The organism is Promicromonospora sp. NPDC019610 (genome assembly GCF_044389365.1).
Taxonomy (GTDB): domain Bacteria; phylum Actinomycetota; class Actinomycetes; order Actinomycetales; family Cellulomonadaceae; genus Promicromonospora.
Genome location: NZ_JBIRXX010000003.1, coordinates 48889 through 72657 on the forward strand (window position 1 = coordinate 48889; position 23769 = coordinate 72657).

Sequence of the window (23769 nt, forward strand, 5' to 3'; positions counted from 1 at the left end):
GTAAGGCATTCCTTGCTCTACGCGATCTCTTCTTTCGGAATACGATCGGTGTATTCCGCAGGAGTGACGCACCGAGCGAGGAGAGATGCCATGAGCACGCTGATGGAAATGCCCGAGGTCGTCGAGTGCTCGATCGACGGCTGCGGGTACAACCACGAGCACGGCTGCCACGCCGGCGCCGTCACCATCGGAGGCCACACGGGCGACGCCTCCTGTGCCACGTTCATCCCGCTGAGCACCAAGGGCGGCCTGGAGAAGGTGATCGCCCACGTGGGCGCCTGCCAGCGCGCGGAGTGCACCCACAACGACCACCTGGAGTGCAACGCGGCGTCGATCCGCGTGGGACCGGGCCCCGAGGACCCGGGGCACGCCGACTGCCTCACCTTCGAGCAGGCCTGAGCCCTCGCGCACGGTCGGGGGCCGGGCGCGAGGCGCCCGGCGCTCAGCACGCGCTCAGCGCGCCAGGTGGTCCAGGAGGAGCAGCGCGTCGCCGTGCGTCCCGGGAAGCCGCTCGACCCACACCCGGGTCGGGCGGCGCACCTCTGTCGTCAGGCCGAGCACCTCGGCGTTGCGCTCCACGACGCGGCGCAGCGACTGGCCGAGCTCCGCCGTCGTCGGGCCGCGCTCGCACAGCACCACGAACGTGCCGTCGCCGACGGCCGCCATCGGGTGGCCCTCGCCGAACACCTGGTGGAGGGTGCGGCCGATCGCGGCGGAGCGCGCGAGCCGCTGCCAGGTGTCGAGGTTCTCCAGGCCCACGTCGAGCACCAGCAGGCAGTGGGACTCGCCCGCGGTCGAGCCGGTGCGCTGGGCGACGCCGTAGGTCTCGCGCAGCCGCTCGCCCAGGTACTCACCCGTGGGCAGGCCGGTCGAGGGGTCGTGCGTGGCGATCTGGTAGGGCACGCGCTCGCGCTCCCCGACCCAGCCGATCGCCGCGGCGCGCAGCGCGCCGACGTCCGTGGGCCGCCCGAAGGCGGCGTAGAGACAGGCGACGTCGTCCAGGGCCTCGGTGATCCCCGCACCCACCCCGGCGCGCGCCGCACCGAGCCGTTCGGCCGGCGCGATCACGCCACGGCCCTCGGCCAGTGCCTCTGCTAGCGCTTCTGCGGCGGGGTGCTCCCAGTCGTTCGGCCGGATCCAAACCGACGCCAGACTCGTAGCGCGCCACCGCTCGCGCAGGTCGTGCACACGCACCCGCGCCTCCTGCTGTGCCTCGCTCATACTGATGGGACCCTCACGGGGATACATCATGACGCACCTTCGAGAGTGAGGTGCCGGACTTCACCCGGGCGTCACCCCGGAATCTGGAATTCCACCCCCTAAATCTGCCGCCTGGCTCTATAGTCTTGGCAGGACGGCGACAGTCAACGGCAGCGCGACCACCGCGAGAGTCTGGGTAGACGTGAGGCAAGTCGAGAGCAGCACAGGGGAAACCCCTAGCGACGCGGAACTGATTCTGCAGGTCAGGTCAGGTGACCGTGACGCTTTTGGCGTGCTCTACGAGCGTCACTCGGCCGCCGCTCGCGCCCTCGCCCGGCAGTACGTCCCGGCCGCTGACGCGGAGGACGTCGTCGCCGACGCGTTCAGCAAGCTGTTCGAGATGCTGCGCCGCGGGGTCGGTCCCGACGCCGGGTTCCGCCCCTACCTGTACACGATGGTCCGCCACCGGTCGTTCGACGTGTCGCGCGGTGCCGCGCGCACCCGCCCGAGCACCGACGACGAGATCGAGTCCGTCCTCGGCCGCGTGGCCTCGAAGGACGACCCGGCGCTCGAGGGCTTCGAGCGCAGCGTGATCGCCAAGGCCTACGTCGACCTCCCGGAGCGGTGGCGCGAGGTCCTCTGGTACGTGCTCGTGGACGAGCTCAAGCCCGCCCAGGTCGCGCCCGTGCTCGGGCTCAGCCCCAACGGGGTGTCCGCCCTGCTCTACCGCGCCAAGGAGGCGCTGCGGGCCGGGTACCTCCAGCAGCACCTGACGCACGCGCCGTCCGACACCTGCCGCACCGTCAACCCGCTGCTCGGTGGATATGTGCGCGCGAGCCTGTCCAGGCGCGAGACCACCAAGATCGACGAGCACCTGTCGACGTGCGCCACGTGCAGCGCCCTGGTGCTCGAGCTGCACGACGTGGCGCACGGCATGAAGACCGTCATCGCCCCGCTGGTGCTGGGCGCGGGCGGCCTCGCCCTGGTCGGCGCCGGTGCCCCCATCGGTGGCCTGGTCGTCGCCGCGAAGACCGGCGCGGGCGCCGCGGCCGGTGGCGCGCACTCCGCCTCCGCCATGAGCGCGGCGTCGAGCGGCTCGTTCTCCGGCGCGGTGTCGTCCGCCGTGTCCACCACCGCGGGCGCCGTCGCCTCCGCCGCGGCTGCCGCGACGGGTGGCAGCGTGGCCGCGGGCGCGCTCGCCGTCGCCGCCGTCGGCCTGGTCGCGGCGCTGCAGATCACCGCGCCGCCCGAGGCCGACACGCTGATCGACACGGTGATCGCGAGCAACGACGCCCGTGAGCTGCCGGGCGGCAGCTCCTCCGCCGAGGAGGTCAAGGGCGGCGACCCCGTGCTGCCGACCGACGTCGTGCCCAGCGAGAACACCGCGTACATCGAGGTCGACTACGCCGACGCCGCGCAGCCGCTGACGCCCCGGCAGAGCCAGAACCTGTCGTTCACCGTGGAGAACACGGGTGCCGCCGACGCGACGGGCACCCAGCTCGAGGTCACGCTCCCGAACGGGCTCGCGGCCGCGAAGCCGGAGGGCTCCTTCGGCACGGGGATCGGCGGACGTCTGGTCGCCGGCACCGTGCCCACCTCGACGAGCGCGACGCCCACCCCGGAGGCCACGCCGGCGGCCGGCCTGGCCGACGGCACGTCGTCCGGGTCGCAGGCCGACGCCTCGGCGGGCTCGTCCACCAGCGAGATCGAGATGCCGACGTCGCCGAGCGCGTCGCCCAGCGCGCCCACCACCGAGGGCTTGGTCCCGGTCGAGGCTCCGGTCGGCTGCACGCCGACCGAGCGGGCCAACGTGGTGCTCTGCTCGATCGGCGAGCTCGCGCAGGGCGCGACCCGCAGCGTCGTCGTGCCGGTGCAGGCCAACGCCGGCGGTGACTACCCGGTGAGCGCCAAGGTCTGGGCCGACGGCCTCCAGCCGATGAACGCCGACCTGCCGAGCCGCACGGTCGCGGCGTTCGGCCCGGAGCTGTCCGCCCAGAGCCGGGACGTCTCGCTGTCCAGCCCCGGCACCGCCTCGCTGCCCGTCACCCTGGTCAGCACCGGTGACCGCACGGTCGGCCCCGGCTGGGCCGTCGCCGTGTCCCTGCCCGACGGCGTCAAGCCGGCCTCGGAGCAGTCGCTGCTCTCCTGCGCGGCCGGGGACATGCCCAACAGCTGGCTCTGCTCGCCGCTCCCCGGGACCTACGTGTCCTCGCTGCAGCTCGAGCCCGACACGGCCGTCGACGTGTCGCTGAACGTGACCACCGCGGCGTCCTCCACGGCGCAGCCCGCCGAGCTGGGCGTGGCCAACGTCCGGCCGGTCCTCGCCGGCAGCTCGCGCTCCGCCTCGGCCACGCTCGTCGCCACCTCGGCCTGGGCCAACGCCGGCGCCGGGGTGGGCACCGTCACCGCGTCCTGCCTCGCCACCGGCGGGGTCGACAAGGCCGACGCCGCCGTGATCGGCAGCTACACCAACACGACCCAGCGGGTCGTGCGTGTCGCCCTCGAGGCGGCCGGCAGCCGCGAGGCCACGGGCAAGGACGTGGCGCCCGGCGAGTCCGCGCGGGTCACGGTGCACGACGGCCTGCGCGTCCCGGTCGGCCAGGCCACGTTCGTGCTGACCACGGACGTGGACGGCAGCACCTACGAGACCCGCGTCGCCGCCGGTGACCACCGCTCGGTGGACTGCTACCAGCCGGAGTGGGGCACCGAGACGAGCGTGCAGACCGTCAACGCGGGCGGCACCGTGGGCGTCCAGGGCACGATCACCAACAAGACGGGCGAGACGATGTCCGCCGTCATGTCCGTGCCCGTGGGCGAGGACACGCTCAAGACCGTCAAGCGCCCCGTCGCGGCCGGCGGCAGCGTTGACCTCTCCGTGAACACCGAGCGCACGCACCTGCCGGCGGGCGACGTCACGTTCCACCTCTCCCGCGAGGTCGCCGACTCGGACGGCGACCTGGCCGAGGCCGTGAGCACGCCCGCGAACAACCCGACGCAGTCCTTCGCCGCCGCCCAGATCCAGCCGGCAGCGGGCGAGCGGACCATGTCGGCCGAGTCCTGCGTGTTCGACGCCGAGCAGGACCACTCGGTCCAGACCTTCCAGGTCACCGCGGACAACACCGCCTCGACCCTGCCCGTGCCGTTCCACGTCGGGGACGTCACCCGGACCGTGCCCGCCGGGCAGACCGAGGTGATCGCGTTCCCGGTGGTCTGGGGCACCGGCACCGTGGAGCTCACGGCGGCGGGCCAGACGCTCGACCAGCTCGACGTCGCCTTCAAGTCCTGTGCCGACGTGACCTGGCCAGCGGCGGAGCAGCTCACGGTGGAGGCCGCGGCCGAGTGCGTCGACCAGAACGTGCAGATCAAGGCGACGGTGCAGAACGGTACTGGCCGCGAGTGGCGCGGTGTGCTGGTGCAGGACGCCACCGGCGCGACGAGCGAGGAGCAGGCGGTCCCCGCCGGCTCGACCACGTTCGTGCTGCCCCAGCAGCCCCTGTTCACCCTCGACGGCAACGTCACCGTCCGGCTGACCCGTGAGCTGGAGGGCAACTCGTTCACGGTGGAGAAGTCGTTCGCCGTCAAGGGCGCGAACTGCGTGCTGCCCGAGCCCACCTGCGAGCCGTCGGCGGACCCGTCCGCCGAGCCTGCCGCGCTCCTGAGCCGCACCGTGAACAGGGCGCCGACGGACAGCCCCTGGCGGCGGCTGATGGGCCTCGACGGCTGCGAGCCCGCGGACTCCGAGGCCGAGCAGGCCTAAACGCCCGGGCGCCCCGTTCGGGGCGCCCCGCAGGCGTCAGACGATGCCGTACAGCCGGTCCCCGGCGTCGCCCAGGCCGGGCACGATGTAGGCCTTCTCGTTGAGGCGCTCGTCCACGGCCGCGACCACGACCGACAGGTTCGCGCGGTCGCCCACGTGCTCCTCCAGGAGCGCGATGCCCTCCGGGGCGGCCAGCAGGCAGACCGCCGTGACCTCGCGCGCGCCGCGCTCCAGCACGTAGTCGATGGCCGCGACCAGCGTGCCGCCCGTGGCGAGCATCGGGTCGATGAGGAACACGTGCCGGCCGGTGAGGTCGTCGGGCAGGCGGTTCGCGTACGTGACGGCCTTGAACGTCTCCTCGTCCCGCACCAGGCCGAGGAACCCGACCTCCGCCGTCGGGAGCAGGCGGCTCATGCCGTCCAGCATGCCCAGGCCGGCACGCAGGATCGGCACCACCAGCGGCGGCGGCGAAGCGAGGCGGGTGCCCGTCATGGTGGTGATCGGCGTCTTGACCTCGTGCGGCTCGGTGGCGATCTCACGCGTGGCCTCGTAGGCCAGGAGCGTCACCAGCTCGTCGACCAGCAGGCGGAAGGTGGGCGAGTCCGTGGTCTCGTCCCGCAGGACGGTCAGCTTGTGGGCTACCAGGGGGTGGTCGACGACGTGAAGGCGCATGGGGCCAACGCTACCGGGCGGTCCGACGCCGGGGCGGTGCGGAGGCCCGGAAAGTCGCCAGTCCCACACTCCGCCGCGTTGTCAGACCCCCAGGTCACTAGGGTGACCTGTGTGTCTGACACAGCAGGCCTGAGCGCCGCCGAGCGCCGCGCGCACTGGGAACGGTGGATGGGTGCCGCCCTCGACGAGGCGCGACGTGCCCTGGACACCGGCGACGTGCCGGTCGGCGCCCTGGTGCTCGACGCGGCGGGGCAGGTGATCGGCGTCGGGCACAACGAGCGGGAGGCGACGGGGGACCCGACCGCCCACGCCGAGGTACTCGCCATGCGGGCGGCCGCGGCCGCCCGCGGCGAGTGGCGGCTGTCCGGCTGCACGCTCGTGGTCACGCTGGAGCCCTGCCCGATGTGCGCGGGCGCCCTGGTGCAGTCGAGGGTCCGACGACTGGTCCTCGGCGCGTGGGACCCGAAGGCCGGCGCCACGGGCTCCGTGTGGGACCTGGTGCGCGACCAGCGCGCCCTGCACGAGGTCGAGGTGCTGGGCGGCTTCCGCGAGGACGAGTGCGGGGCGCTGCTCCGGGAGTTCTTCGGGGCGCGGCGGGGTTGAGCGGGTCCGGCGGAGCGGCCCGCAGAGCTGAGCTCAGACCTGCGGCAGCGCCGCGTTGAGCTGGTCGAGCAGCGTGCGCAGGCGGAGCAGGTACAGCCGCTCGTTGGCCAGGCTGGACATGTTCGCGACGGCGTCGTCGCCGTCCTGGTACTTGACGATCATGAGCTCGAACTCCGTGAGGTCCCGGCGCCAGTTGTAGCCCTGGACCCGTTCGCGCCAGCGGTGCAGCTTCTCGACGAGAGCGCTGTCAGGTGCCCGGCTGAGCACACCCGAGGCGAGCGCGACGTCCACCGCCGACAGCGCCAGCCGGGGGCTGACCGAGAGGGCACGGTCGCCGCCCGTCCGCAGCCCGGCGAGCCGGCGCTCGACGATGGCGCGGTTCTGCCCCAGCTCGAAGATCACCGAGGCGACCAGCTCCGAGCGGCGCTCCGTCTCGGCGTTCTGCCGCTCCACGATCAGGCCCGTGACGCCCGCGAGCAGCGTCAGGGAGTTGACCCAGGGCTCCCACTCGGGGCCGATCCCGAGGATCCACAGGATGCCCAGCACGAACGCGACGGCCAGCAGGGCGTACGTCACCACGGCGACGGTCACGCGCCGTCGTCGGGCCCACCGGCGGCTCGACCAGGCCGCGGCCGCCTGTCGCCGCAGGAGGCGCAGGCGCCCGCGCGCCGCCTCCGGCGCCCGGCGCGCGCCCGGGCCGCGGGTCACTTCCACACGTCGAACGTCGGCCGCTCGGTGGGCGCGTTCTCGTCCGGCGCCAGGAGCCGCAGCTCCAGCCCGAACGGGTTCTGCCGCCGGGTGTACCGGAAGCGTTCCCGCTGCACGTGGGTGGTGCGCAGGCCGGCGCCGGCGACGAGCTGGTCGATCCGCTCGGTCGTGTACTTGCGGGTCGTGTACAGCCGGATGGTGTCCAGCGGCTTGAGGTGCACGGGGCGGCTGCCCGGGATCAGCATCCGGAGCGTCTCGCTGCCCACGTTCTGCCAGAACACCTTCAGGAGGATGCTCTCGTCCTCGACCGCGCCGGTGAACCGGACCTGCTCGAGGTCGATCTTGAGGTCGGTGTTGTACCGCACGGCGCTCGCCACGAACTCCACGAACCCCCGGGTCTGGCGGTACTCGGCCTCGGCGGCGTGCACGGCGTCCTGGCTCAGGCTCTCGGTCGTGGCGAACTCGACGAGCATCCGGTCCTGCGGCCGGAGCACCTTGGCGACGCCGTCGAGGAACTCCGCGTCGTCGTCGAAGTTCGCCACGGTGTTGCCGACCAGCGAGAACAGGATCGCCTCGTCGCCCACGAGGCGGTCGAGGAACTGCTTGAGCTCCTCGAGGTTGCCGTCCAGGGAGAGGTCGATCTGCAGGCCCAGCGAGCGGTCCAGGGGGAAGTGCGCGTCCCGGACGGCGGTGCGTGAGCCGGTGCGGAGCATCTCGGCGCTCATGTCCACGGGCACGTAGAGCATCGACGGGTGGGCCTGGTGCATCGTCTCCAGGAACATCCCGTCCTTGGCGCCGGTGCCGACGCCGAGGCTCACCAGGTGCACGCACTCGTCCGTCACCAGCGGCGAGATGCTGCGCCACTGCCGGCGGAACATCTCGGTGCCGACCTTGATGACCATGTAGGTGGGGTCGTTCGAGGCGTTGAACCAGGCGATCGTGGGCCCGATGCCCCAGTAGGCGTACCCGGAGGGGACCCGCTTGCCGTCACCGGAGGTGGAGTGGCCGTCGTCGAGGTACTGGGCGAGGGTGGCGAGCTTGTCGGACTGGTCCTCGCCCACGAGCGTCACGGACCACGCGAAGTCGTCGCCCGCGAGCGTGCTGTCGATCCTTGAAATCGCTGAGTCGCCCACGCGGTCCCCTCGTGCTCCGATGCAGTGCTCCGACGCAAAGAAATCCCAGGCTAGCGGGACGAACCGCGGTGCGAAATGGAACACACCACGGGTGCGGCGGGCACTCGGCGGCATACCCTCGTAAGCGTGTTCCCTCAAGCTCGCCCCACCACGTGGCAGCCCGAGCCCGTCGAGGTCGCCCGCACCACCGTGGACGACGCCGTGGACGTGCTCTCGGGCCTCCGGATCACGGCGCTCACGGGCGCCGGGGTCTCGACGGACTCCGGCATCCCCGACTACCGCGGCCCGGACTCGCCGCCGCGCAGCCCCATGACCTACCAGCAGTTCGTGGGCGACGAGGAGTTCCGCCGGCACTACTGGGCGCGCAACCACGTGGGCTGGCAGCACGTGGACCGCACCACGCCGAACGCCGGCCACCGCGCGCTCGCCGAGCTCGAGGAACGCCGGATCCTCGCCGGCATCATCACGCAGAACGTGGACCTGCTGCACGAGGACGCGGGCTCCCGCACCGTCATCGACCTGCACGGACGCTACGACCGCGTGATCTGCCTGACCTGCGGCCGGGTCATCTCGCGCACGCACCTCGCCGAGCGGCTCACCGAGCTCAACCCGGGCTTCCTGGAGTCCGTGGGCGACGTCGCGGACGTCGAGATCGCGCCCGACGCCGACGCCGTCATCGAGTCGACCGCGCACTTCAAGCCCGCCCCCTGCGAGTTCTGCGGGGGCGTGCTCAAGCCCGAGATCGTCTACTTCGGCGAGAACGTGCCGCGCGAGCGGGTCGAGCGGGCGTTCGCGCTGGTCGACTCCGCCGACGCGCTGCTGGTCGCCGGCTCCTCGCTGACCGTGATGAGCGGGCTCCGGTTCGTGCGCCACGCGGCCGAGGCGGGCAAGCCCGTCGTCATCGTGAACCGCGGCATCACCCGCGGGGACAAGTACGCGACGGTCAAGGTCGACGCCGGGACGAGCGACGTCCTGCAGGAGCTGGTCCGCCGCCTGCCGCCGCCCGCCTGATGCCGGTGTCAGACGTACAGGTCACCCGGGTGACCTGTACGTCTGACACGAGGGGCTAGCGGGTGGTGAGGTCCGTGATGCCTTCGTGGCCCGTGGGGGAGAGCGTCAGCACACGGTTGCCGGGGTGCAGCCGCGGGTCCCCGTGGTACAGCTCGGCGAGCTGGTCGGCCGCCTCGCCGTCCCCGGAGTCGGCGGCGACGAGCAGGTAGGCGAGCTCGTCGGCGACGGCGTCGAACTCGGCGTCGGACATGTCCGCGCCCGCCAGCCCCGCGTCCCGGACCCAGGCCGCCGCCTGGCCGCCCGCGGCCTCCTGGACGGAGGGCGTGCCGAGCTGCGGTCCCCAGAAGTCCCAGAGCAGCAGCTCGTCGCGGTGCCGGTGCGCCACCTCGTACAGCACGTACGAGCGCACGAAGTCCTTGCCGTGCAGGTACGGCACCTCCGTCGTCACGCCGTACGTCGCGGGGTCCACGGTCCCGGCGCGGATCGCGAGCCACGCCTCGGCCGCCGTCACGAACGGCGATCCCGGCCCGGTCGGCATGTCGTGCACGTCGAAGTCGAAGTCCTTCTGGTCGAGCTCGGGGTCGAACCGCAGCCAGCGCCTGCCGTCCCAGCGTTCGCCCACCACGTGGTCGGCGTTCCAGCCCGGCGTGAAGTAGGTGGCGAAGCCGATCCGGGACCGCGCCGGGACGTCGTGGGTGCGCAGCACGCCGAGCGTCAGCAGCGTGTGGTCGCGGCAGCATCCCGCCACCTGCTGCGCGTGCGTGCGCGGCCCGTCGAGGGGTGCGCGCAGCTCCGCGGCGTCCAGGATCGAGGTGAGCCAGCGGCGGTCGGGGTCGCTCTTCTGCGCCTCGGTCAGCGTGGGGCCGCCAGCCCGGTAGTGCACGACGGCGGTGCAGGCGAACCGGTGCAGCTCCTCCGGGTCGGTGCTCAGCTCGGTGAAGTAGCCGGTGTGGTGTCCGGGGTTCGAGTACGGACTGTGGTCCGCGTAGTCGAAGAGTGTGGGCGCGGGCATCGGTGTCCTCCCTCGGCGGTGTCCGGAACACTACCCCGCGACCCCGGCGAAATCCCACCCCCTTTCCAGGGATTCCGCCGGGCGAGCTGTCAGGGCTGCGTGCCCATGCCGATGCTCGCCGGGGCGTCGCCCGCCGTGGCCGTGGCGACGCCCGCGCCGTCGGCCTGGATCGTGTACTCCTCGCCCGTGGTCACGGCCTCGGAGGCCAGCACCAGGGACTGGGTGTCCTTGGTCAGGGTCACCGTCGCCGCCGTGGTGCCGGCCGAGTCGACCACGGTCACCTCCGTGCCCGCGGCCAGCGTGTCGAAGGTCGCGGCGACCCAGCCCTCCGAGCCGTCGCCCGGCGTCTGCAGCATGCTCGACGTGCCGACGGCGAGCAGCGTGCCGCTCTGCACGGTGAGCGCGCCGGCGCTGTCGAGGGTGCCGTTGCCGCCGTCCGTCGGGCCGAACACCGTGACGTCGCCGCCCGAGATCGTGAGGGTCCCGTTCGAGTCCAGGCCGTCACCCCCGGCGTCGACCGTGACGTCGCCGCCGGTGATCACCAGGGAGTAGTCGCCCGCGACGTCGCCCGGCATACCGCCGCCACCACCCGCACCGCCGCCACCACCCTGCGGCGGCTCGCCGTCCGGCGTGGTGTCCGACGCCGGCGGCTCGCCTCCCGCGGGAGCCTCGCCTTCCGCGGGCGCCTGGGAGCCGGAGTCCTGGCCGGTCGTGGCATCCGCCGCCGAGTCGTCGGTCGTGGCGGTGCCGGTCGTCGTGCTCGTGCCGCCGGCGGCGTTGAAGCCGTCGTCGGACGACGTGACGTCGACCGTGCCGCTCGCGACCAGGATGTGTGCCGCCTCCAGGCCCTCGACGGACTCGGCCACGGTGACCGTGGCGCCGTCGACGACGAGGTCGCTCTCGGCGTGGACGCCGTCGTCCCCGGCCGCGACGGTCACGGTGCCGCCGAGCAGGGCCGCGTAGCCGACGGTCTCGCCGTCATCGTTGGTGCCGTCCTCGTTGTCCGCCTTGAGGCCGTCGCCCTCGGCGTCCACGTCGATGGTGCCGTCGGTGACGACCAGGAAGTCCTTGCCGCGCACGCCGTCGTCCACCGCGGTGACGGTGATGTCGCCGCCCGCGATCACGAGACCGTCCTTCGAGGCGATCCCGTCGTTCGTGCTGCCGGTGACGTCCAGCGAGCCCGTGCCCGAGATGACCATCGAGTCGGCCGAGAACAGGGCGGCGTCGGGCGCGTCCTCGCTGGTGTCCGCGTAGGTCGCGGCGTCGGTCAGGCTGTTGGAGGAGCCGTCCGCGAGCACCACGGACACGTCGTCGGCCTGCGTGACGGCGACGGCGGAACCCGTCGAGCTGGTGATGTCGGCGCCGTCGAGCACGAGCCGCACGAGGCCGTCGGCCTCGGAGCTGACCACGACCTGGCCGTCGTCGAGCGTGCCGCTGATCCGGTAGGTGCCGGGCGCCGAGATGGTGACGGTGGCGCCGTCGGCGGTGGCGCCGTCGGCGGTGGCGCCGTCGCCGGAAACCGTGGCGCCGTCGCCGTCGAGCGAGACGGTGGTCTCGTCCGCGGTGTCCCAGGTCTCCTCGGCGAGGTCCGCGAGGTCCGCGTAGTCCTCGTTGCCGGCCAGCGCGTCGTCGGTGGTGGTCGCCACCTCCGAGAGGGTCGTCGTGGCGGTCGTGTCCGTGCCGCTCGTGGTCTCGGCGGTGGCCGTGCTGCACCCGGCGAGGGCACCGAGCACCAGGGCGCCGGAGATCGTTGCGGTCAGGACGGGGCGGGGTCGGCGGATCGTCATGCTGAGGTCCTCTCACTGGTCAGGAGGTGTCGTGCGGTGGCGGGCGCGCTCACGGTGAGCCGACGGCGGACGAGGCGCCGCCAGGGCATGTCCGGCAGGCCGGGCTCCAGCACGGCCAGCCCGGTGGCGTACTTGGAGATGCGGTCCGGACGGCGGCCCGCGCGCCACAGGAGGCGGTCCACGGACGAGGGTCCGGAGCCGGCGGCCGTCTTGGTCTCGACCACCACGAGGTCGCCGATCGTGGCGCTGCGACGTACCGGACCCAGCAGGTCCCAGACGAGGCCGGCGTCGAGCGTGACGCGGGCGTCGTCGAGCAGCAGGGTGGTGCGGTGGTACCGCGACCGCAGGGTTGGGGTGAGCACGGGCGCCGACGGCGCCCCTGCGTCGGCCAGGCGGTCGGCGACAAAGGCGCGGGCGGGGCCGAGGCGGTCGGCGTCGTCGTGCGGCTGCCGCTCCTTGACCGTGGTGCCGCGGCCTGCCCGGGTCTTCACCTCGACGAAGCAGGACCCGGTGTCCACGTAGGTCCGCGTGCGGACCTTGAACCGCCGACGGCGGCGCGTCGCCGCGAGGCGGTACGCGTCCAGCTCCGGGGTGTCGAAGTAGGTGGAGTCGTAGGCGAACGAGCGGGACCCGTCGATCTCCAGCACCCGGGCCGGCGGGAGGGCCGCGAGCATGCCGTCGAGCTCGTCCGGGGTGAGCACGTACTTGCGGTCGCGCCGGGTCTGGAGCGCGGCGGCCTCGTTCAGCTCGTCGAGGGTCACGGGGGCGAGGGCGCCGATCATCGGGCCGCCGCCAGCTCGGGGTGCCCGCCGCCGGCCGTCTCCCGGTGCAGCGTGGTGGGGGCGCGCGTGCCGTCGTCGGTCACGATCGGCAGCCGGCGGGCCTCGGAGTAGCGGACGTCGACCCAGGTGGAGTCGTTCACGAGGTCCAGGCGCTGCACGGACAGGGCGTGCACGCGGGCCCCGAGGAGCTGCTCCAGGTGCGCCACCAGCTCCGTCTGGTCGGGGATCGCGCGGTCGAGGACAACCAGCTCGCTGTGGTGCCTCGCGAACAGTCGGGGATGGTCGGCCAGCGCCATGACCAGGAGGATCAGGCCGCTGCCCGCGAGCCCCAGCCAGCCGGCGCTCGTCCCGAGCCCGCCCAGCAGGCCGAGCGCGAGCGACGCGAAGTAGTAGGCGACCTCGTGCTGCGACAGCTCCGTGGAGCGCAGCCGGATGATCGACAGCACGCCGAACAGGCCGAGGCCGAGTCCGGCGGCGACGGCGCTCGCGGAGAGCGTCGCGGACACCGCGAGCACCCCCACGTTGACGCCGAGGTAGGCCACGACGAGGTCGCGCCGGCGGTGCCGCGGGAAGTAGAGCGCGAAGGTGAGGATGGTGACGGCGACGAGGTCGACCGCGTAGAGCATGAGCTGGTTCATCGGATCTCCGGGGTTATCGGGGTGATGAACACGAGGCAAACGCATGGACCCGTCCGGTTCCTGAGGCACGGCTGGGCTGAGCCTGTGGTCTGCTGGGAGGTGGCTGGGAGGTTTGGTGCCTGGTGGGCCGGTGTCGGGCGGCGCGGCAGCGGGCGTCGAGGGCCTGCCGGAGGCCGTCGGAGAACCGATTCGTGGAACCGGGCTCTGACCGGGTATCCTCCTACGGTCTGCTACTGAGGTAGCGGGCGAAGGTAGCGTGTCCGAGCGGCCTAAGGAGCACGCCTCGAAAGCGTGTGTGGGTGAAAGTCCACCGTGGGTTCAAATCCCACCGCTACCGCACCCAGAGTGACGAACGAGCCCCTGACCCATGTGGTCAGGGGCTCGTTCGTTGTGGCGCGCGGCCAGGTCGGCAGGTTGCTGGTCAGGTCGGCAGGTTGCGTCCAGGTCGGCACAGGCCTGTGCCGACCTGGATGCAACCTGCCGACCTCGCAACGCTGGAGTGACGACGTCTTTGATCAGGACGCATCGGAGATCGCCCGTCCGATCCTGCGAACGAGCCAGATGACTGTGGTCACAGACGCGGCGCCTGTCCGGTCGGTATCTCGGCGGCTCGCCGAGGCCGCCGAGGACAGGAGCAGCAGCGTGAGCACCGACGATTTTCCGGCCCCCGAACACGGTCTGGTCGTGACCCATTTTCTGACCGTCCGCGATGTCGCGGTGTCGCGTGAGTTCTACGCCGACATCTTCGGCGGGCGGGTTGTCCGGGCGGAGAACCCCGCGATGATCCAGGTCGCCAACACCTGGATCATCATGAATCCCGGCGGGGGACCGACCCCGGACAAGCCCGACGTCGTCCTCACTCCACCGGAGCCCGGCGACCCGGTCTCGGCGTTCCTCAACGTCCGGGTCGCCGACATCGCGGGGTTCTACGCCGACGCGCGAGCGAAGGGTGCGCACTTTCTCACCGAACCCCTGGATCGTGGGGCTGAGCTGCGGTGCTACCTGAGCGACCCGGACGGCTACCTCATCGAGATCGGGCAGACCACCGGCCTGCTGCACGGGATCACCGCCGACTGATCAGCACCCTCGCGCCGAGCGGGTAACGTCCGGGGCATGTCGCGCGTCGCACAGCCCCGGCCCCAGGTAGCACCCCTTCGGAGGCTGGAGCCCGGCGACGCCGTCGCGCTCGTCTCGCCGGCGAGCTGGAGCGACGAGTCCTGGCTGGCGGAGAGCGTCGCGACCGTCGAGTCGTGGGGTTTCAAGGCGCGCCTGGGCACGCACGCCGACGACCGGTTCGGCTACATGGCCGGCGGCGACCCGGAGCGCGCGTCCGACCTCAACGACGCGATCCGGGACCCGGAGGTCCGCGCCATCCTGACGCTGCGCGGCGGAAGCGGGAGCCTCCGCCTGCTGCGCGACGTCGACACCGACGCGCTCCGGGCGGACCCCAAGCCGCTCATCGGGTTCAGCGACATCACCGCCCTGCACCAGGTCTGGCACCAGACCGGCGTCCCGTCGGTCCACGGCGCGGTCGCCGGGACCCGGGCGGACACGGTCCGGCGGCTCCTGACGGGCGAGACCGGCGAGCCGGTGCGCAGGGACAACGGCCAGTACGGTGCGTACCTCACCACGACAGGCACGGCCTCGGGACCGCTGTTCGGCGGCAACCTCGAGATGCTGGCGCGCAGCGTCGGCATCGTCGACAACGATCTCGACGGGCACGTCCTGCTGCTGGAGATCCACCGCACGGTCGGCCTCGGGATGGTCGACCGCGCCCTGACCCAGCTCCTGCTGTCCGGGGCGCTCGACGGGATCTCGGGCGTGGCGGTGGGCACCCTTGAAGGGTTCGACGACTACGAGGACCGGGGCTGGAACGTCCTGGACGTGCTCCGGGACCGGCTCAGCCCGCTCGGCGTGCCGATCCTCGCGGGGCTCCCGCTCGGGCACCTGGAGAACCCGGTCTCCGTGCCGCTCGGGGTCGGGTGCGAGCTCGACGCCGACGCCGGCACGCTGACCGTCGCGGCGCTGACCGCCTGACCCAGGCCTGCGGGGCCTAGGCCCCGCGGCGACCCGTCAGCTTGTTCGCGAGCCAGCGTCCGGCCTTGCGAAAGTCGGCCGCCAGATAGCGGAACTGCCCGAGCTGCGTCCGCAGCACGTCGACCTGACGGCTCACGAATGTTGCTCGGGGCGTGTCCCCGAGGCGGCTGAGCTCTTGTCCCTCAAACTTCGCGTCGTCCGCTGGCATGGGGGGATCGTACTGGGATGCCCGGTATGTGTCCGCTGCCGTTCCGCGGGTCCGGCGTCAGCCCAGCGCCGCCCGCTCCAGGAACGCGTCGGCCTCCCGCCGCGACCGCAGCCGGTGGAACGTCAGGTGGGCGTTCGCCGGGTCGGTCATCGCGGCGCCGTAGCGCTCGGGGTGGCGCTTCCGCTGGCCCCAGGACCATCGGACGATGGAGTCCCGCCCCCACGGAGCGAGCACGTCGTCCCAGGGCTGACGGTTGCCCGTGCCCGGCCAGAGCTCCTTCTGACTCACCGCGAGGCGCAGCGTGCGCCAGTACACCTGCGCGAGCACGAGCGGCGTCGGTGGGTCGATCCAGACCACCGTGTCGGCGCGCGCCCAGATCGCGGGCTGCAGGCCCGAGTAGTTGCCGTCGACCACCCATGCCTCGCCGGTGATCACGCGCTCCGTGTCCCGCGCGAAGTCCTCCCGCGGGCGCGGCACCCACCCCGGCCCCCAGTAGAGCGCGTCCAGCTCCACGTGCCGGACGTCGAGGCGTGCCGCCAGCCGTCGTGCGAACGTGGACTTGCCCGACCCGGCCGCTCCGACCACCGACACCCTGTGCACCGCACGACGTTAGCCCGGCCGCGCGCCCCGGCCATCGGGATTTTCGAGGCGCTCGGCCTCGTCCGGCCCGGCGTCCGGGACCGGGGTGCCGTCGTGCGGCGGGTCGAACCACGGTGCGAGCTCCCGGTCCACGACCTCCTCGGCCCGCCGGATCCAGCGCCGTTCCCAGGGCCACCGCATCGGTCCCCAGCCCGCCCTCCGGAGGCCGTCGTCCCTCATGGGCGCCCGGCCGGGAGCGTGAGCATCGCCAGCGAGCCCGCGACCAGGGCGAGCACCGAGAGCGACACGCACACCCAGGTCAGGACGTACGTCGTCCGCAGCACGTACTCGTTGAAGGCGACCCGGACGTACAGGGCGCGGAAGAACTCGAGGTCGGTCCGGGCGGCGTCCCACTGCTCGTGCCGGGACTGGGCGAGCGTGGCCGTGACGTCCGGCTCGCGGGTGCGGTCGGCCATGTACAGCACGACCGTCGCGATGGCCGCCAGCGCCAGGATCACCACACCCACCGTCGGCCAGAGGCCGGTCGTGGCGCCGGCTTCCCAGGCCGTCGCGTTGATCGCGAGGGAGCCACCGAACGCGAACGTGGCGATGACCTTCTCGCCGTCGACGCGCCACCGCTGGTGGCCCAGGGCTCGCTCCAGCGCCCGCTCCGCCGTCGCCCGCAGCCCCGCGTCCATGGGGTGATTCTTCTGCGCGGCGTGCCCCCTGTCGAGATGTACTGAGATGCCGGGTTCGCCCCTCACCAGGCACGTTGGGCCGCCTGACCCCGGAAAGACCTGTTGACCAGGGCATATATCACCCGCGAGATCTTGCGTCCCCGGCCCGTCATGGGCTGGACTGGGGATCGCGCCCACCGGCGCCTGCCCTCGAACGAGCCCACAGCACCCCTGCAGGCGGTCAGAAGGAGAAAATCGATGTCAGACAACGAGACGTTGCGCGCGGAGCGGTTCGCATCCGGCAAGGCGGCCCTCGACTCCATCCACGACGACGCGGGCCACGGGGTCATCGAGTCGCTCGCCGACATCGCTCCTGAGCTCGGTCACCAGATCGTCGCGTGGGGCTACGGAGACATCCTGTCCCGGCCCGAGCTGGACCCGCGGGAGCGGCAGCTCGTGACCCTCGGGATCCTCACCGCCCTCGGGGGCAGCGAACCGCAGCTCGAGGTGCACATCGGCGCCTCGCTCAACGTCGGGCTCACCCCGCAGCAGATCGTCGAGGTCTTTCTGCACAGCTCCGTCTACTGCGGGTTCCCGCGGGCCCTGAACGCCGTCGCCACCGCGAAGCGCGTGTTCGCCGAGCGCGGCCTGATGCCGCTGGCCGGCGAGACCCCCGAGGCCTGAGGATCCAGGGGCCGCAGGATCCAGAGGCCCGAGGGCCTACAGGTACGTCACCCCGGTCAGCTCCTGCGCGGTCGTCCACAGCCGCCGCCCGACGGCGGGATCGGTCGCCTCGGCGGAGGCCCGCACCTCCGCCACGCGTCCGCGGACCTCACGAAACCCGGCGGGGCCGAAGAACTGCCCGCCGCGCACGCCGGCCGCCGTCGCGGCGTGGAGCTGGGGGAGCGCGCCACGCTCGACGGACTGGGTCACGAGCAGGCCGAGGCGCGCCGCCCAGCGACCGGCGCGGCCTCGGTCCTCCCAGGCGCGCGGCGTGAGGTTCGTGCCGGAGAGCCCGGGGTGGGCGAGCGTGCTGAGCACGGGCGAGCCCGCGGCGCGCAGGCGCCGGTCCAGCTCGACGCCGAACACCGTCGTCGCGAGCTTCGACGCCCCGTAGGCCGGGGAGGCTCGGTAGTCACGCTCGGCCATGAGGTCGTCGAAGTCGAGGTGCGCGGTCTTGTGGGTGATCGAGCTGAGCGAGACGACGCGCGGCGCGTCCCCGCGGGCGAGCAGCGGGAGCAGCAGCCCGGTGAGCGCGAAGTGGCCCAGCATGTTGGTGCCGAGGTGCAGCTCGAAGCCGTCGGACGTCGTCCGCCGCGGCCCCAGGAGCACGAGCCCGGCGTTGTTGACGAGGAGGTCGATCTGGCCGAGCTCCTCGGCGGTCCGGGCGGCGAAGGCTCGCACCGACGCGAGCGAGGCGAGGTCGAGCGCCCGCACCCGGAGCTTGGCGCCCGGTACGGCCGCCGCGATGGCGCGCGCGGCGTCCTCGCCCGCCGCGACGTTCCGGACGGCGAGGACGACGTCGGCGCCGTGCCGTGCCAGTTCAGTGGCCGTCACGCGGCCGAGGCCGGAGTTCGCCCCGGTCACGACGGCGAGCCGGCCGGTCTGGTCGGGGATGTCGGAGGTGTTCCACGGGTTCATGGTCGGGACGCTAGGTCGCGTCGGCCGCGCCCCACGCGTTCTCGCCTCCCTCGGTCTGGCAGGACCACCCTGGCCGCGGGGCGGGGGCGCACACTGGTGGGTATGGCCACGGAACAGCCCTACGCGCGCGAGCTCGGCGACTTCCTGCGGTCCCGGCGCGAGCGCACCACGCCGCAGGACCTCGGGCTCGAGCCCGGCCCGCGGCGCAAGGTCGCGGGACTCCGGCGCGAGGAGCTCGCGCTGCTCGCCGGCCTGAGCACCGACTACTACCAGCGGCTGGAGCAGGGCCGGAACGTGCGCCCGTCGGACGCCGTGCTCGACGCGATCGCCGACGCCCTGGCGCTGGACGAGATCGAGCGGCGGCACATGCTGATGCTCGCCCGGGCGACCCGGCAGCCCGAGGTGGGCGTGCGACGGCGTCCGGACCGGGTGCCGACCAGCACCGCGCGGCTGCTGCCGCTGATGGGTGTCCCCGCGCTCGTGCTCGGCCGGCACCTGGACGTGCTGGCGTGGAACGACCTGGCCGCCGAGCTGCTCGGCGACCCGGCGGACTACACCCCGGAGCGCCGCAACTTCCTCATGGCCCTGTTCGACGACGACGGGTCGCGGCTGCACTGCGCCGACTGGGAGGCCACCGCCCTCGACTACCTGGGGATGCTGCGCGCCGCCGTCGCGGCCGACCCGGACCATCCCCGGGCCGTCGCGGTCGTGGGCGAGCTCAGCATCCGCAGCGCGGACTTCCGCCGGCTGTGGGCGCGGCACGACGTGCGCGAGAGCGTGCACGGCGCCAAGCTGATCCACCACCCGCGGGTCGGCGACATCGCGATGGAGTGGGACGCGTACCCGCTGCCCGGCAACCCGGGACCGGTCATGGTCGTGTTCACGCCGCAGCCCGGTGCCGCCGACGACCAGCTCCGCCTGCTGGGCACCCTCGCGGGCAACGACCTCAGGGCCGCGGCAGCGCCGCCGCGTCCCGGTGCTCGACCAGCTCCGACCGCTCCCGCCTGAGCCGGTCCACGCCCCAGGCCCCGAGCGGCGCGAGCGCGGCGTTCAGCGTGCGGCCGTGCTCTGTCAGCGTGTACTCGACGCGCGGCGGCACCTCGGCGTGCACCCGCCGGTGCACCAGGCCGTCCGCCTCCATCTCGCGCAGGTGCTGGGTCAGCATCTTCTCGCTGACGCCCGGGAGCCCGCGCCGCAGCTCGGCGAACCGGCGCACGCCGTGCTCGTCGAGCTCCCAGAGGATCAGGCCCTTCCACTTGCCGCTCACCACGTCGAGCGCGGCGTCGATGCCGCAGATGTAGGGGCCGTTGCGGGGTGCCTTCGCCATCGTGCGCTCCTCGGGCCGGAGATCATTACCAAAAGGTAAGTACCCCAGTAAATAGTGGGTACTTCCACGATGGTACGTCGCCCGGTGAGCATGATCAGGTCCCCACGACCTGAGGAGATCACCCGAATGACCACCCCCGGAAGCACCGGAGTCACGGTGCTCGGACTGGGCGCGATGGGCAGCGCCCTGGCCGCCGCACTGCTCGACGCCGGCCACCCCACCGCCGTCTGGAACCGCACCCCCGCCCGCGCCGCCGCCCTTGCCGCCCGCGGGGCCACGATGCCGTCGGGCCTCGCCGGTGCCGTGACCACCCACCGCCTGGTCGTGGCCTGCCTGCTCGACCACGCCTCCGTGCACCAGGCGCTTGACCCCGTGATCGGCACGATGCGGGGGAGCGCGCTGGTCAACCTCACGACCACCACCCCGAACGAGGCCCGCGAGCTCGCCGCCTGGGCGGCGGAGCACGGAGTCGGGTACCTCGACGGCGCGATCATGGCCACCCCGCCGATGATCGGCACCGCCGAGGCGTCGATCCTGTACAGCGGCTCCGCCGAGGTGTTCGACGCCGCGCGGCCCGTGCTCGACCGCTGGGCCACCAGCACCTACGACGGCGCGGACAGCGGCCTGGCCTCCCTGTACGACCTCGCCATGCTCTCGGGCATGTACCTGATGTTCGCGGGCTTCCTGCACGGGGCCGCGATGGTCGGCTCCGTGGGCATTACCGCCACCGAGTTCGCGGCCCGCGCCACACCGTTCCTCAGCGCGATGACGGCCGGCTTCGCCCACGACGCCGCGGTGGTCGACGGCGGCGACTACACCGTCCCGGGCCAGCAGAGCCTGGACTTCTCCGACCTGGGCCACATCGTGCGGGCCAGCGAGGAGCAGGGCGTCGACCCCACCCCCGTGGCCGCCGTCCAGGAGCTCATCAGCCGGCAGGTCGCGGCCGGCCACGGCGCCGAGGGCTTCGCGCGGCTCTACGAGAGCCTCCGGGCCGGCCGGGCGGAGGCCGTGCGATGAGCGCCCCCGTCACCGTCATCGGCCTGGGCCCCATGGGCCAGGCCATGGTCCGCACGCTGCTCGCCGCCGACCACCCCGTCACGGTCTGGAACCGGACGCCCGGCCGTGCGGCCGACGTCGTCGCCGCGGGCGCGTGGCTCGCGCCCACTCCCGCCGACGCCGTGGCCGCGAGCGACCTGGTGCTCCTCAGCCTCACCGACTACCAGGCCATGTACGACATCCTCGGGCCGACGACGACACCGGCTACGGCAACGACACCACCGGCGCTCGCAGGTCGCACGCTCGTGAACCTCAGCTCGGACTCGCCCGACCGGTCCCGCGAGGCCGCAGCCTGGGCGGCGGAGCACGGCGCCCGGTTCCTGACCGGCGGCGTGATGAACCCTGCGCCGATGGTGGGCACGCAGGCGGCGTACGTGTACTACAGCGGCCCGGCCGAGCTGTTGGAGACCCACCGGGCGGCGCTGAGCACCATCGGCGCGCCGCGCTACCTCGGGGCGGACCCCGGGCTGGCGCAGCTCATGTACCAGGCCAACCTCGACGTGTTCCTCACGTCGCTCGCGGCGCTCATGCACGCCACGGCACTCCTGGAGACCGCGGGCGTCACGGCGACGGCTTCGCTGCCCGAGCTGATGCAGACCCTGTCCGGTACCGCGGAGATGCTTGAGGTGGGCGAGAACCCGGCCGCGCAGCTCGAGGCCGGCGAGCACCCGGGGCACCTGAGCACCGTGACGATGATGGGCGCGACCGCCGACCACATCGTGGCCGCGAGCGAGGCCGCGGGGGTGGACCCGGGCCTGCCCGCCGCCGTCCGCGCGTACTACACGTGGGCCCGCGAGCACGGCCACGGTGGTGACAACTGGACCCGCATCATCGACGCCATGCGGCCGGTCAGCCCCGGCCGATCCTCCGGCGGGGGTCCAGGCCCGAGTCGGCGAGGCTCGTGACCATGCTCCCGGGCTCGAACGCCCGCTCCGACCGCAGGTCGTGCACCACGGAGCGGAGCAGGCCCGGCAGGAAGTCCCGTCCCCGGCGCACGCACCACGGCAGCCCGGCCCGCAGGAGCCAGGCCAGGCGCTGCCGCACCGACGGCGGGTCGGGCGCCGCGGGCAGCCGGGCGGCGCGGGCGGCAGCGGCGTAGGCGGGATCGACGTCGGCCAGGGCGGTCGCGACGCCGAGCGCCAGCCGCCGGTGCCCGGCGGGCGAGGGGTGCACCCGGTCGATGTGCCAAGCCTTCGCCCCGGCGGGCGCGATGGCCTGAACGGCGTCCACCACGACCACCCGACCGACCGAACTCGACGGGGTGGCCGACGCCGCGACCTCGTCCACCGCCGCGTTGATCGCCGCGACCCGGCGTCGCATCACGTGCCGGACCAGCCGCGGCGTGAGCTCGAACAGGCCGATCACGGGGAGCCGCACGAGCACGACGTCCGTCCCGGCGCGGCGCAGCTCGCCGACGCAGCGGTGCAGGTCGGCGAGCGTGAACCGGGCGTCGAAGTCGCTGCGCAGCACGTCGTTCCCGCCCACCAGCACGGTGGCGAGCCGGGGGCGGAGCGCGAGCGCGGCGTCGAGCTGGGTGTCCGCGACGTCGCGGGAGCGGGCGCCGTTGGTGGCGAGGTTCGAGAACTCGGTCACGCCGAGCACGGCGGCGAGGTGCGCGGCCCAGCCGGGGCCGTGGACGGCGTCCTGGCCGACGGTGTCGCCCACGCCCGCGGTGATCGAGTCACCGAGGGCGACCAGTCGGAAGCCGCTCTCGCGTCCCGCCGGCGCCGTCATCTCACCGCCGCCCTCCGGTGCCGACGTCGGCCAGGTCGAACGCCTTGCGCGAGTGCAGGTCGAGCATCGCCTCGCCGGTGGCGCTCCACGGGAAGAGCTCGGCGCGGGCGCGGGCCTCCTTGCGGCGCACCTCCACGTCGCGGTCGAGCACCTCGTGCAGCGCGAGGGCGAGCGCCGACGCCTCCGGCGGGGCGGCGGCCCCGGCGGTGCCGACCACCTCGGGGAGCGCGCTCGACGAGCTGCAGACCACGGGCGTGCCGGAGGCCAGGGCCTCCAGCGCCGCGAGGCCGAACGTCTCGATGGGCCCCGGGGCGATGACCGCGTCGGCGCAGGTCAGCAGGGTTGCGAGCCGATCGCGGTCGGGGATGAACGAGAGGAACCGGTGGGGGAGCCCGGCGGCCTCGGCGCGGCGCCGCATCTTCGGCAGGAGCGGTCCGGAGCCGGCCACGACGAGCCGCACGGGGCGTCCGTCGCGCACGAGCTGGGCGGCGGCGTCGATCGCGAGGTCGGGCCGCTTCTCCGTGGACTGGCGGCTCGCGAGCACGATGAGCGCGGTGCCGGGCGGCGCGTACTCGGCGCGGGCCTCGGCCGAGTACCGGTCGGGCCGGAAGCGTTCCAGGTCGACGCCGAGCGGCACGCGGTACAGCGGGGGCAGCCGGGTGCCTCGCACGCGCTCGGCGAGGCGCTCCACCTCGCCCGCGGCGAAGTGGGTGGTGGCCACGAGCCGGTCGAACCGGGTGAGCGTGGCGAGGTTGTAGCGGTCGGCCAGCGCGGGCGTCGCCGCCGCGCCGAAGTCGGCCGCGAAGCCGCCCTCGGCGCCGCCGGGGAGCCAGGACCGCAGCACGCCGTCGACCCGCTCGTGCAGCATCATCAGCGACGGGATGCCGGCCTCGCGGGCCCAGTCGCCCAGGCCGGCGAGGGTGGTGCGGTCGCTCACCTCGAGGCGGTCGGGTGCCAACGTCTCCAGCAGCCCCCGCATCTTGCCGGGGCGCACCACGGCGCGGTACCCGCCGGAGAACGGCACCCGCGGCGCCGCCAGGCTGACCACCCGCACCCCGTCCACGTGCGTCACTCCGTCCCGCCTGGCCGGCACGACGAGCACGGGTTCGTGCCCCCGGGAGAGGTACTGCCCGGCCATGGCGTGCATCGCAGTTCGGATGCCCCCGGAACGAGGGCTGTAGAAGTTCGCGACGTGGACGATTCGCAA

The 23769-nt window shown here is 73.2% G+C and carries 26 protein-coding genes and 1 tRNA gene; 11 read left to right on the forward strand and 16 right to left on the reverse strand.

Features of this window, described 5'->3' with window-relative positions; genetic code table 11:
- Positions 1–90: 90 nt before the first annotated feature.
- A complete protein-coding gene (locus ACH45N_RS21340; protein WP_397397626.1) occupies positions 91–399 on the forward strand; it encodes a DUF1540 domain-containing protein in 309 nt (102 codons plus the stop codon).
- 54 nt (positions 400–453) lie between these two features.
- Here the strand turns inward: ACH45N_RS21340 and ACH45N_RS21345 are convergent, their stop codons facing one another.
- The gene (locus ACH45N_RS21345) at positions 454–1221 is read right to left on the reverse strand and encodes a hypothetical protein (protein WP_285107839.1); all 768 of its coding nucleotides are present in this window, start codon (positions 1219–1221) and stop codon (positions 454–456) included.
- A 271-nt stretch (positions 1222–1492) separates the two neighbouring features.
- On the opposite strand from ACH45N_RS21345, the gene ACH45N_RS21350 reads away from it, so the two are divergent.
- On the forward strand, positions 1493–4957 hold the full coding sequence (locus ACH45N_RS21350; protein ID WP_397397629.1) for a sigma-70 family RNA polymerase sigma factor: 3465 nt from the start codon (positions 1493–1495) through the stop codon (positions 4955–4957).
- Between the two features lie 36 nt (positions 4958–4993).
- On the opposite strand, the gene upp is transcribed toward ACH45N_RS21350, so the two are convergent.
- Positions 4994–5629: a uracil phosphoribosyltransferase gene (gene upp, locus ACH45N_RS21355; RefSeq protein WP_026366119.1), complete on the reverse strand. Its 636-nt coding sequence runs from the start codon at positions 5627–5629 to the stop codon at positions 4994–4996.
- A gap of 168 nt (positions 5630–5797) precedes the next feature.
- On the opposite strand from upp, the gene ACH45N_RS21360 reads away from it, so the two are divergent.
- The gene (locus ACH45N_RS21360) at positions 5798–6232 is read left to right on the forward strand and encodes a nucleoside deaminase (protein ID WP_397398621.1); all 435 of its coding nucleotides are present in this window, start codon (positions 5798–5800) and stop codon (positions 6230–6232) included.
- A 33-nt stretch (positions 6233–6265) separates the two neighbouring features.
- Here the strand turns inward: ACH45N_RS21360 and ACH45N_RS21365 are convergent, their stop codons facing one another.
- Positions 6266–6946 (reverse strand): hypothetical protein, encoded by a 681-nt coding sequence (locus tag ACH45N_RS21365; RefSeq protein ID WP_397397631.1) that lies wholly within the window; start codon positions 6944–6946, stop codon positions 6266–6268.
- Positions 6937–8073: an L-histidine N(alpha)-methyltransferase gene (locus tag ACH45N_RS21370; protein ID WP_397397633.1), complete on the reverse strand. Its 1137-nt coding sequence runs from the start codon at positions 8071–8073 to the stop codon at positions 6937–6939. Before ACH45N_RS21370 ends, ACH45N_RS21365 begins: the two co-directional genes overlap by 10 nt.
- Before the next feature lie 75 nt (positions 8074–8148).
- Here ACH45N_RS21370 and ACH45N_RS21375 point away from each other — a divergent pair, with 75 nt between their 5' ends.
- Positions 8149–9084, forward strand: a complete 936-nt coding sequence (locus ACH45N_RS21375) for a Sir2 family NAD-dependent protein deacetylase (RefSeq protein ID WP_397397635.1) — start codon at positions 8149–8151, stop codon at positions 9082–9084.
- 55 nt (positions 9085–9139) lie between these two features.
- On the opposite strand, the gene ACH45N_RS21380 is transcribed toward ACH45N_RS21375, so the two are convergent.
- The 4 genes from ACH45N_RS21380 to ACH45N_RS21395 form a co-directional block, all read right to left on the reverse strand.
- Entirely contained in the window at positions 9140–10096 is a 957-nt protein-coding gene (locus ACH45N_RS21380; RefSeq protein WP_397397637.1) for a transglutaminase domain-containing protein, read from the reverse strand.
- An 89-nt stretch (positions 10097–10185) separates the two neighbouring features.
- A complete protein-coding gene (locus ACH45N_RS21385; RefSeq protein WP_397397639.1) occupies positions 10186–11883 on the reverse strand; it encodes a carbohydrate-binding domain-containing protein in 1698 nt (565 codons plus the stop codon).
- Entirely contained in the window at positions 11880–12665 is a 786-nt protein-coding gene (locus ACH45N_RS21390) for a polyphosphate polymerase domain-containing protein (RefSeq protein WP_397397641.1), read from the reverse strand. Before ACH45N_RS21390 ends, ACH45N_RS21385 begins: the two co-directional genes overlap by 4 nt.
- Entirely contained in the window at positions 12662–13303 is a 642-nt protein-coding gene (locus tag ACH45N_RS21395; protein WP_397397643.1) for a DUF4956 domain-containing protein, read from the reverse strand. Before ACH45N_RS21395 ends, ACH45N_RS21390 begins: the two co-directional genes overlap by 4 nt.
- A 250-nt stretch (positions 13304–13553) precedes the next feature.
- On the opposite strand from ACH45N_RS21395, the gene ACH45N_RS21400 reads away from it, so the two are divergent.
- From ACH45N_RS21400 to ACH45N_RS21410, 3 genes are all read left to right on the forward strand, one after another.
- Positions 13554–13640, forward strand: a tRNA-Ser gene (locus ACH45N_RS21400).
- Between the two features lie 8 nt (positions 13641–13648).
- Positions 13649–14380, forward strand: a complete 732-nt coding sequence (locus ACH45N_RS21405; protein ID WP_397397645.1) for a VOC family protein — start codon at positions 13649–13651, stop codon at positions 14378–14380.
- A gap of 36 nt (positions 14381–14416) precedes the next feature.
- Positions 14417–15340, forward strand: a complete 924-nt coding sequence (locus tag ACH45N_RS21410) for an LD-carboxypeptidase (protein ID WP_397397647.1) — start codon at positions 14417–14419, stop codon at positions 15338–15340.
- 16 nt (positions 15341–15356) lie between these two features.
- Here ACH45N_RS21410 and ACH45N_RS21415 read toward each other — a convergent pair whose 3' ends face one another.
- From ACH45N_RS21415 to ACH45N_RS21430, 4 genes are read right to left on the reverse strand one after another with little or no spacing between them, the layout of a single operon-like run.
- A complete protein-coding gene (locus tag ACH45N_RS21415) occupies positions 15357–15548 on the reverse strand; it encodes a hypothetical protein (protein ID WP_397397649.1) in 192 nt (63 codons plus the stop codon).
- Positions 15549–15605: 57 nt separating this feature from the next.
- A complete protein-coding gene (locus ACH45N_RS21420; protein ID WP_397397651.1) occupies positions 15606–16148 on the reverse strand; it encodes a toxin in 543 nt (180 codons plus the stop codon).
- Positions 16149–16157: 9 nt separating this feature from the next.
- The gene (locus tag ACH45N_RS21425; RefSeq protein ID WP_397397653.1) at positions 16158–16328 is read right to left on the reverse strand and encodes a hypothetical protein; all 171 of its coding nucleotides are present in this window, start codon (positions 16326–16328) and stop codon (positions 16158–16160) included.
- 35 nt (positions 16329–16363) lie between these two features.
- The gene (locus ACH45N_RS21430; RefSeq protein WP_397397655.1) at positions 16364–16825 is read right to left on the reverse strand and encodes a hypothetical protein; all 462 of its coding nucleotides are present in this window, start codon (positions 16823–16825) and stop codon (positions 16364–16366) included.
- A gap of 237 nt (positions 16826–17062) precedes the next feature.
- On the opposite strand from ACH45N_RS21430, the gene ACH45N_RS21435 reads away from it, so the two are divergent.
- Positions 17063–17488, forward strand: coding sequence for a carboxymuconolactone decarboxylase family protein (locus ACH45N_RS21435; RefSeq protein ID WP_397397657.1), 426 nt, complete (start codon positions 17063–17065; stop codon positions 17486–17488).
- Between the two features lie 36 nt (positions 17489–17524).
- Here ACH45N_RS21435 and ACH45N_RS21440 read toward each other — a convergent pair whose 3' ends face one another.
- Complete coding sequence (locus tag ACH45N_RS21440; protein WP_397397659.1) at positions 17525–18445, reverse strand: oxidoreductase; 921 nt, start codon at positions 18443–18445, stop codon at positions 17525–17527.
- Between the two features lie 102 nt (positions 18446–18547).
- Here ACH45N_RS21440 and ACH45N_RS21445 point away from each other — a divergent pair, with 102 nt between their 5' ends.
- Positions 18548–19453, forward strand: a complete 906-nt coding sequence (locus tag ACH45N_RS21445) for a helix-turn-helix transcriptional regulator (RefSeq protein WP_397397661.1) — start codon at positions 18548–18550, stop codon at positions 19451–19453.
- Here ACH45N_RS21445 and ACH45N_RS21450 read toward each other — a convergent pair.
- On the reverse strand, positions 19392–19772 hold the full coding sequence (locus ACH45N_RS21450) for a helix-turn-helix domain-containing protein (RefSeq protein ID WP_357481569.1): 381 nt from the start codon (positions 19770–19772) through the stop codon (positions 19392–19394). The two genes, ACH45N_RS21445 and ACH45N_RS21450, sit on opposite strands and share 62 nt — an antisense overlap.
- Before the next feature lie 126 nt (positions 19773–19898).
- On the opposite strand from ACH45N_RS21450, the gene ACH45N_RS21455 reads away from it, so the two are divergent.
- Positions 19899–20789, forward strand: a complete 891-nt coding sequence (locus ACH45N_RS21455; RefSeq protein ID WP_397397663.1) for an NAD(P)-dependent oxidoreductase — start codon at positions 19899–19901, stop codon at positions 20787–20789.
- The gene (locus ACH45N_RS21460) at positions 20786–21733 is read left to right on the forward strand and encodes an NAD(P)-dependent oxidoreductase (protein ID WP_397397665.1); all 948 of its coding nucleotides are present in this window, start codon (positions 20786–20788) and stop codon (positions 21731–21733) included. Before ACH45N_RS21455 ends, ACH45N_RS21460 begins: the two co-directional genes overlap by 4 nt.
- Here ACH45N_RS21460 and ACH45N_RS21465 read toward each other — a convergent pair.
- Positions 21678–22562 carry an SGNH/GDSL hydrolase family protein gene (locus ACH45N_RS21465; protein WP_397397667.1) on the reverse strand — a complete coding sequence of 295 codons (885 nt, stop codon included), beginning with the start codon at positions 22560–22562 and terminating at the stop codon, positions 21678–21680. The two genes, ACH45N_RS21460 and ACH45N_RS21465, sit on opposite strands and share 56 nt — an antisense overlap.
- A 1-nt stretch (position 22563) precedes the next feature.
- Entirely contained in the window at positions 22564–23769 is a 1206-nt protein-coding gene (locus tag ACH45N_RS21470; protein WP_397397669.1) for a glycosyltransferase, read from the reverse strand.

Coding starts and splice junctions, on each gene's coding strand:
- ACH45N_RS21340 (WP_397397626.1), top strand. CDS start 91: ATGAGCACGCTGATGGAAATGCCCGAGGTCGTCGAGTGCTCGATCGAC.
- ACH45N_RS21345 (WP_285107839.1), bottom strand. CDS start 1,221: ATGAGCGAGGCACAGCAGGAGGCGCGGGTGCGTGTGCACGACCTGCGC.
- upp (WP_026366119.1), bottom strand. CDS start 5,629: ATGCGCCTTCACGTCGTCGACCACCCCCTGGTAGCCCACAAGCTGACC.
- ACH45N_RS21360 (WP_397398621.1), top strand. CDS start 5,798: ATGGGTGCCGCCCTCGACGAGGCGCGACGTGCCCTGGACACCGGCGAC.
- ACH45N_RS21375 (WP_397397635.1), top strand. CDS start 8,149: ATGGAACACACCACGGGTGCGGCGGGCACTCGGCGGCATACCCTCGTA.
- ACH45N_RS21380 (WP_397397637.1), bottom strand. CDS start 10,096: ATGCCCGCGCCCACACTCTTCGACTACGCGGACCACAGTCCGTACTCG.
- ACH45N_RS21385 (WP_397397639.1), bottom strand. CDS start 11,883: ATGACGATCCGCCGACCCCGCCCCGTCCTGACCGCAACGATCTCCGGC.
- ACH45N_RS21390 (WP_397397641.1), bottom strand. CDS start 12,665: ATGATCGGCGCCCTCGCCCCCGTGACCCTCGACGAGCTGAACGAGGCC.
- ACH45N_RS21395 (WP_397397643.1), bottom strand. CDS start 13,303: ATGAACCAGCTCATGCTCTACGCGGTCGACCTCGTCGCCGTCACCATC.
- ACH45N_RS21410 (WP_397397647.1), top strand. CDS start 14,417: ATGTCGCGCGTCGCACAGCCCCGGCCCCAGGTAGCACCCCTTCGGAGG.
- ACH45N_RS21415 (WP_397397649.1), bottom strand. CDS start 15,548: ATGCCAGCGGACGACGCGAAGTTTGAGGGACAAGAGCTCAGCCGCCTC.
- ACH45N_RS21425 (WP_397397653.1), bottom strand. CDS start 16,328: ATGCGGTGGCCCTGGGAACGGCGCTGGATCCGGCGGGCCGAGGAGGTC.
- ACH45N_RS21430 (WP_397397655.1), bottom strand. CDS start 16,825: ATGGACGCGGGGCTGCGGGCGACGGCGGAGCGGGCGCTGGAGCGAGCC.
- ACH45N_RS21435 (WP_397397657.1), top strand. CDS start 17,063: ATGTCAGACAACGAGACGTTGCGCGCGGAGCGGTTCGCATCCGGCAAG.
- ACH45N_RS21440 (WP_397397659.1), bottom strand. CDS start 18,445: ATGAACCCGTGGAACACCTCCGACATCCCCGACCAGACCGGCCGGCTC.
- ACH45N_RS21445 (WP_397397661.1), top strand. CDS start 18,548: ATGGCCACGGAACAGCCCTACGCGCGCGAGCTCGGCGACTTCCTGCGG.
- ACH45N_RS21450 (WP_357481569.1), bottom strand. CDS start 19,772: ATGGCGAAGGCACCCCGCAACGGCCCCTACATCTGCGGCATCGACGCC.
- ACH45N_RS21455 (WP_397397663.1), top strand. CDS start 19,899: ATGACCACCCCCGGAAGCACCGGAGTCACGGTGCTCGGACTGGGCGCG.
- ACH45N_RS21460 (WP_397397665.1), top strand. CDS start 20,786: ATGAGCGCCCCCGTCACCGTCATCGGCCTGGGCCCCATGGGCCAGGCC.
- ACH45N_RS21465 (WP_397397667.1), bottom strand. CDS start 22,562: ATGACGGCGCCGGCGGGACGCGAGAGCGGCTTCCGACTGGTCGCCCTC.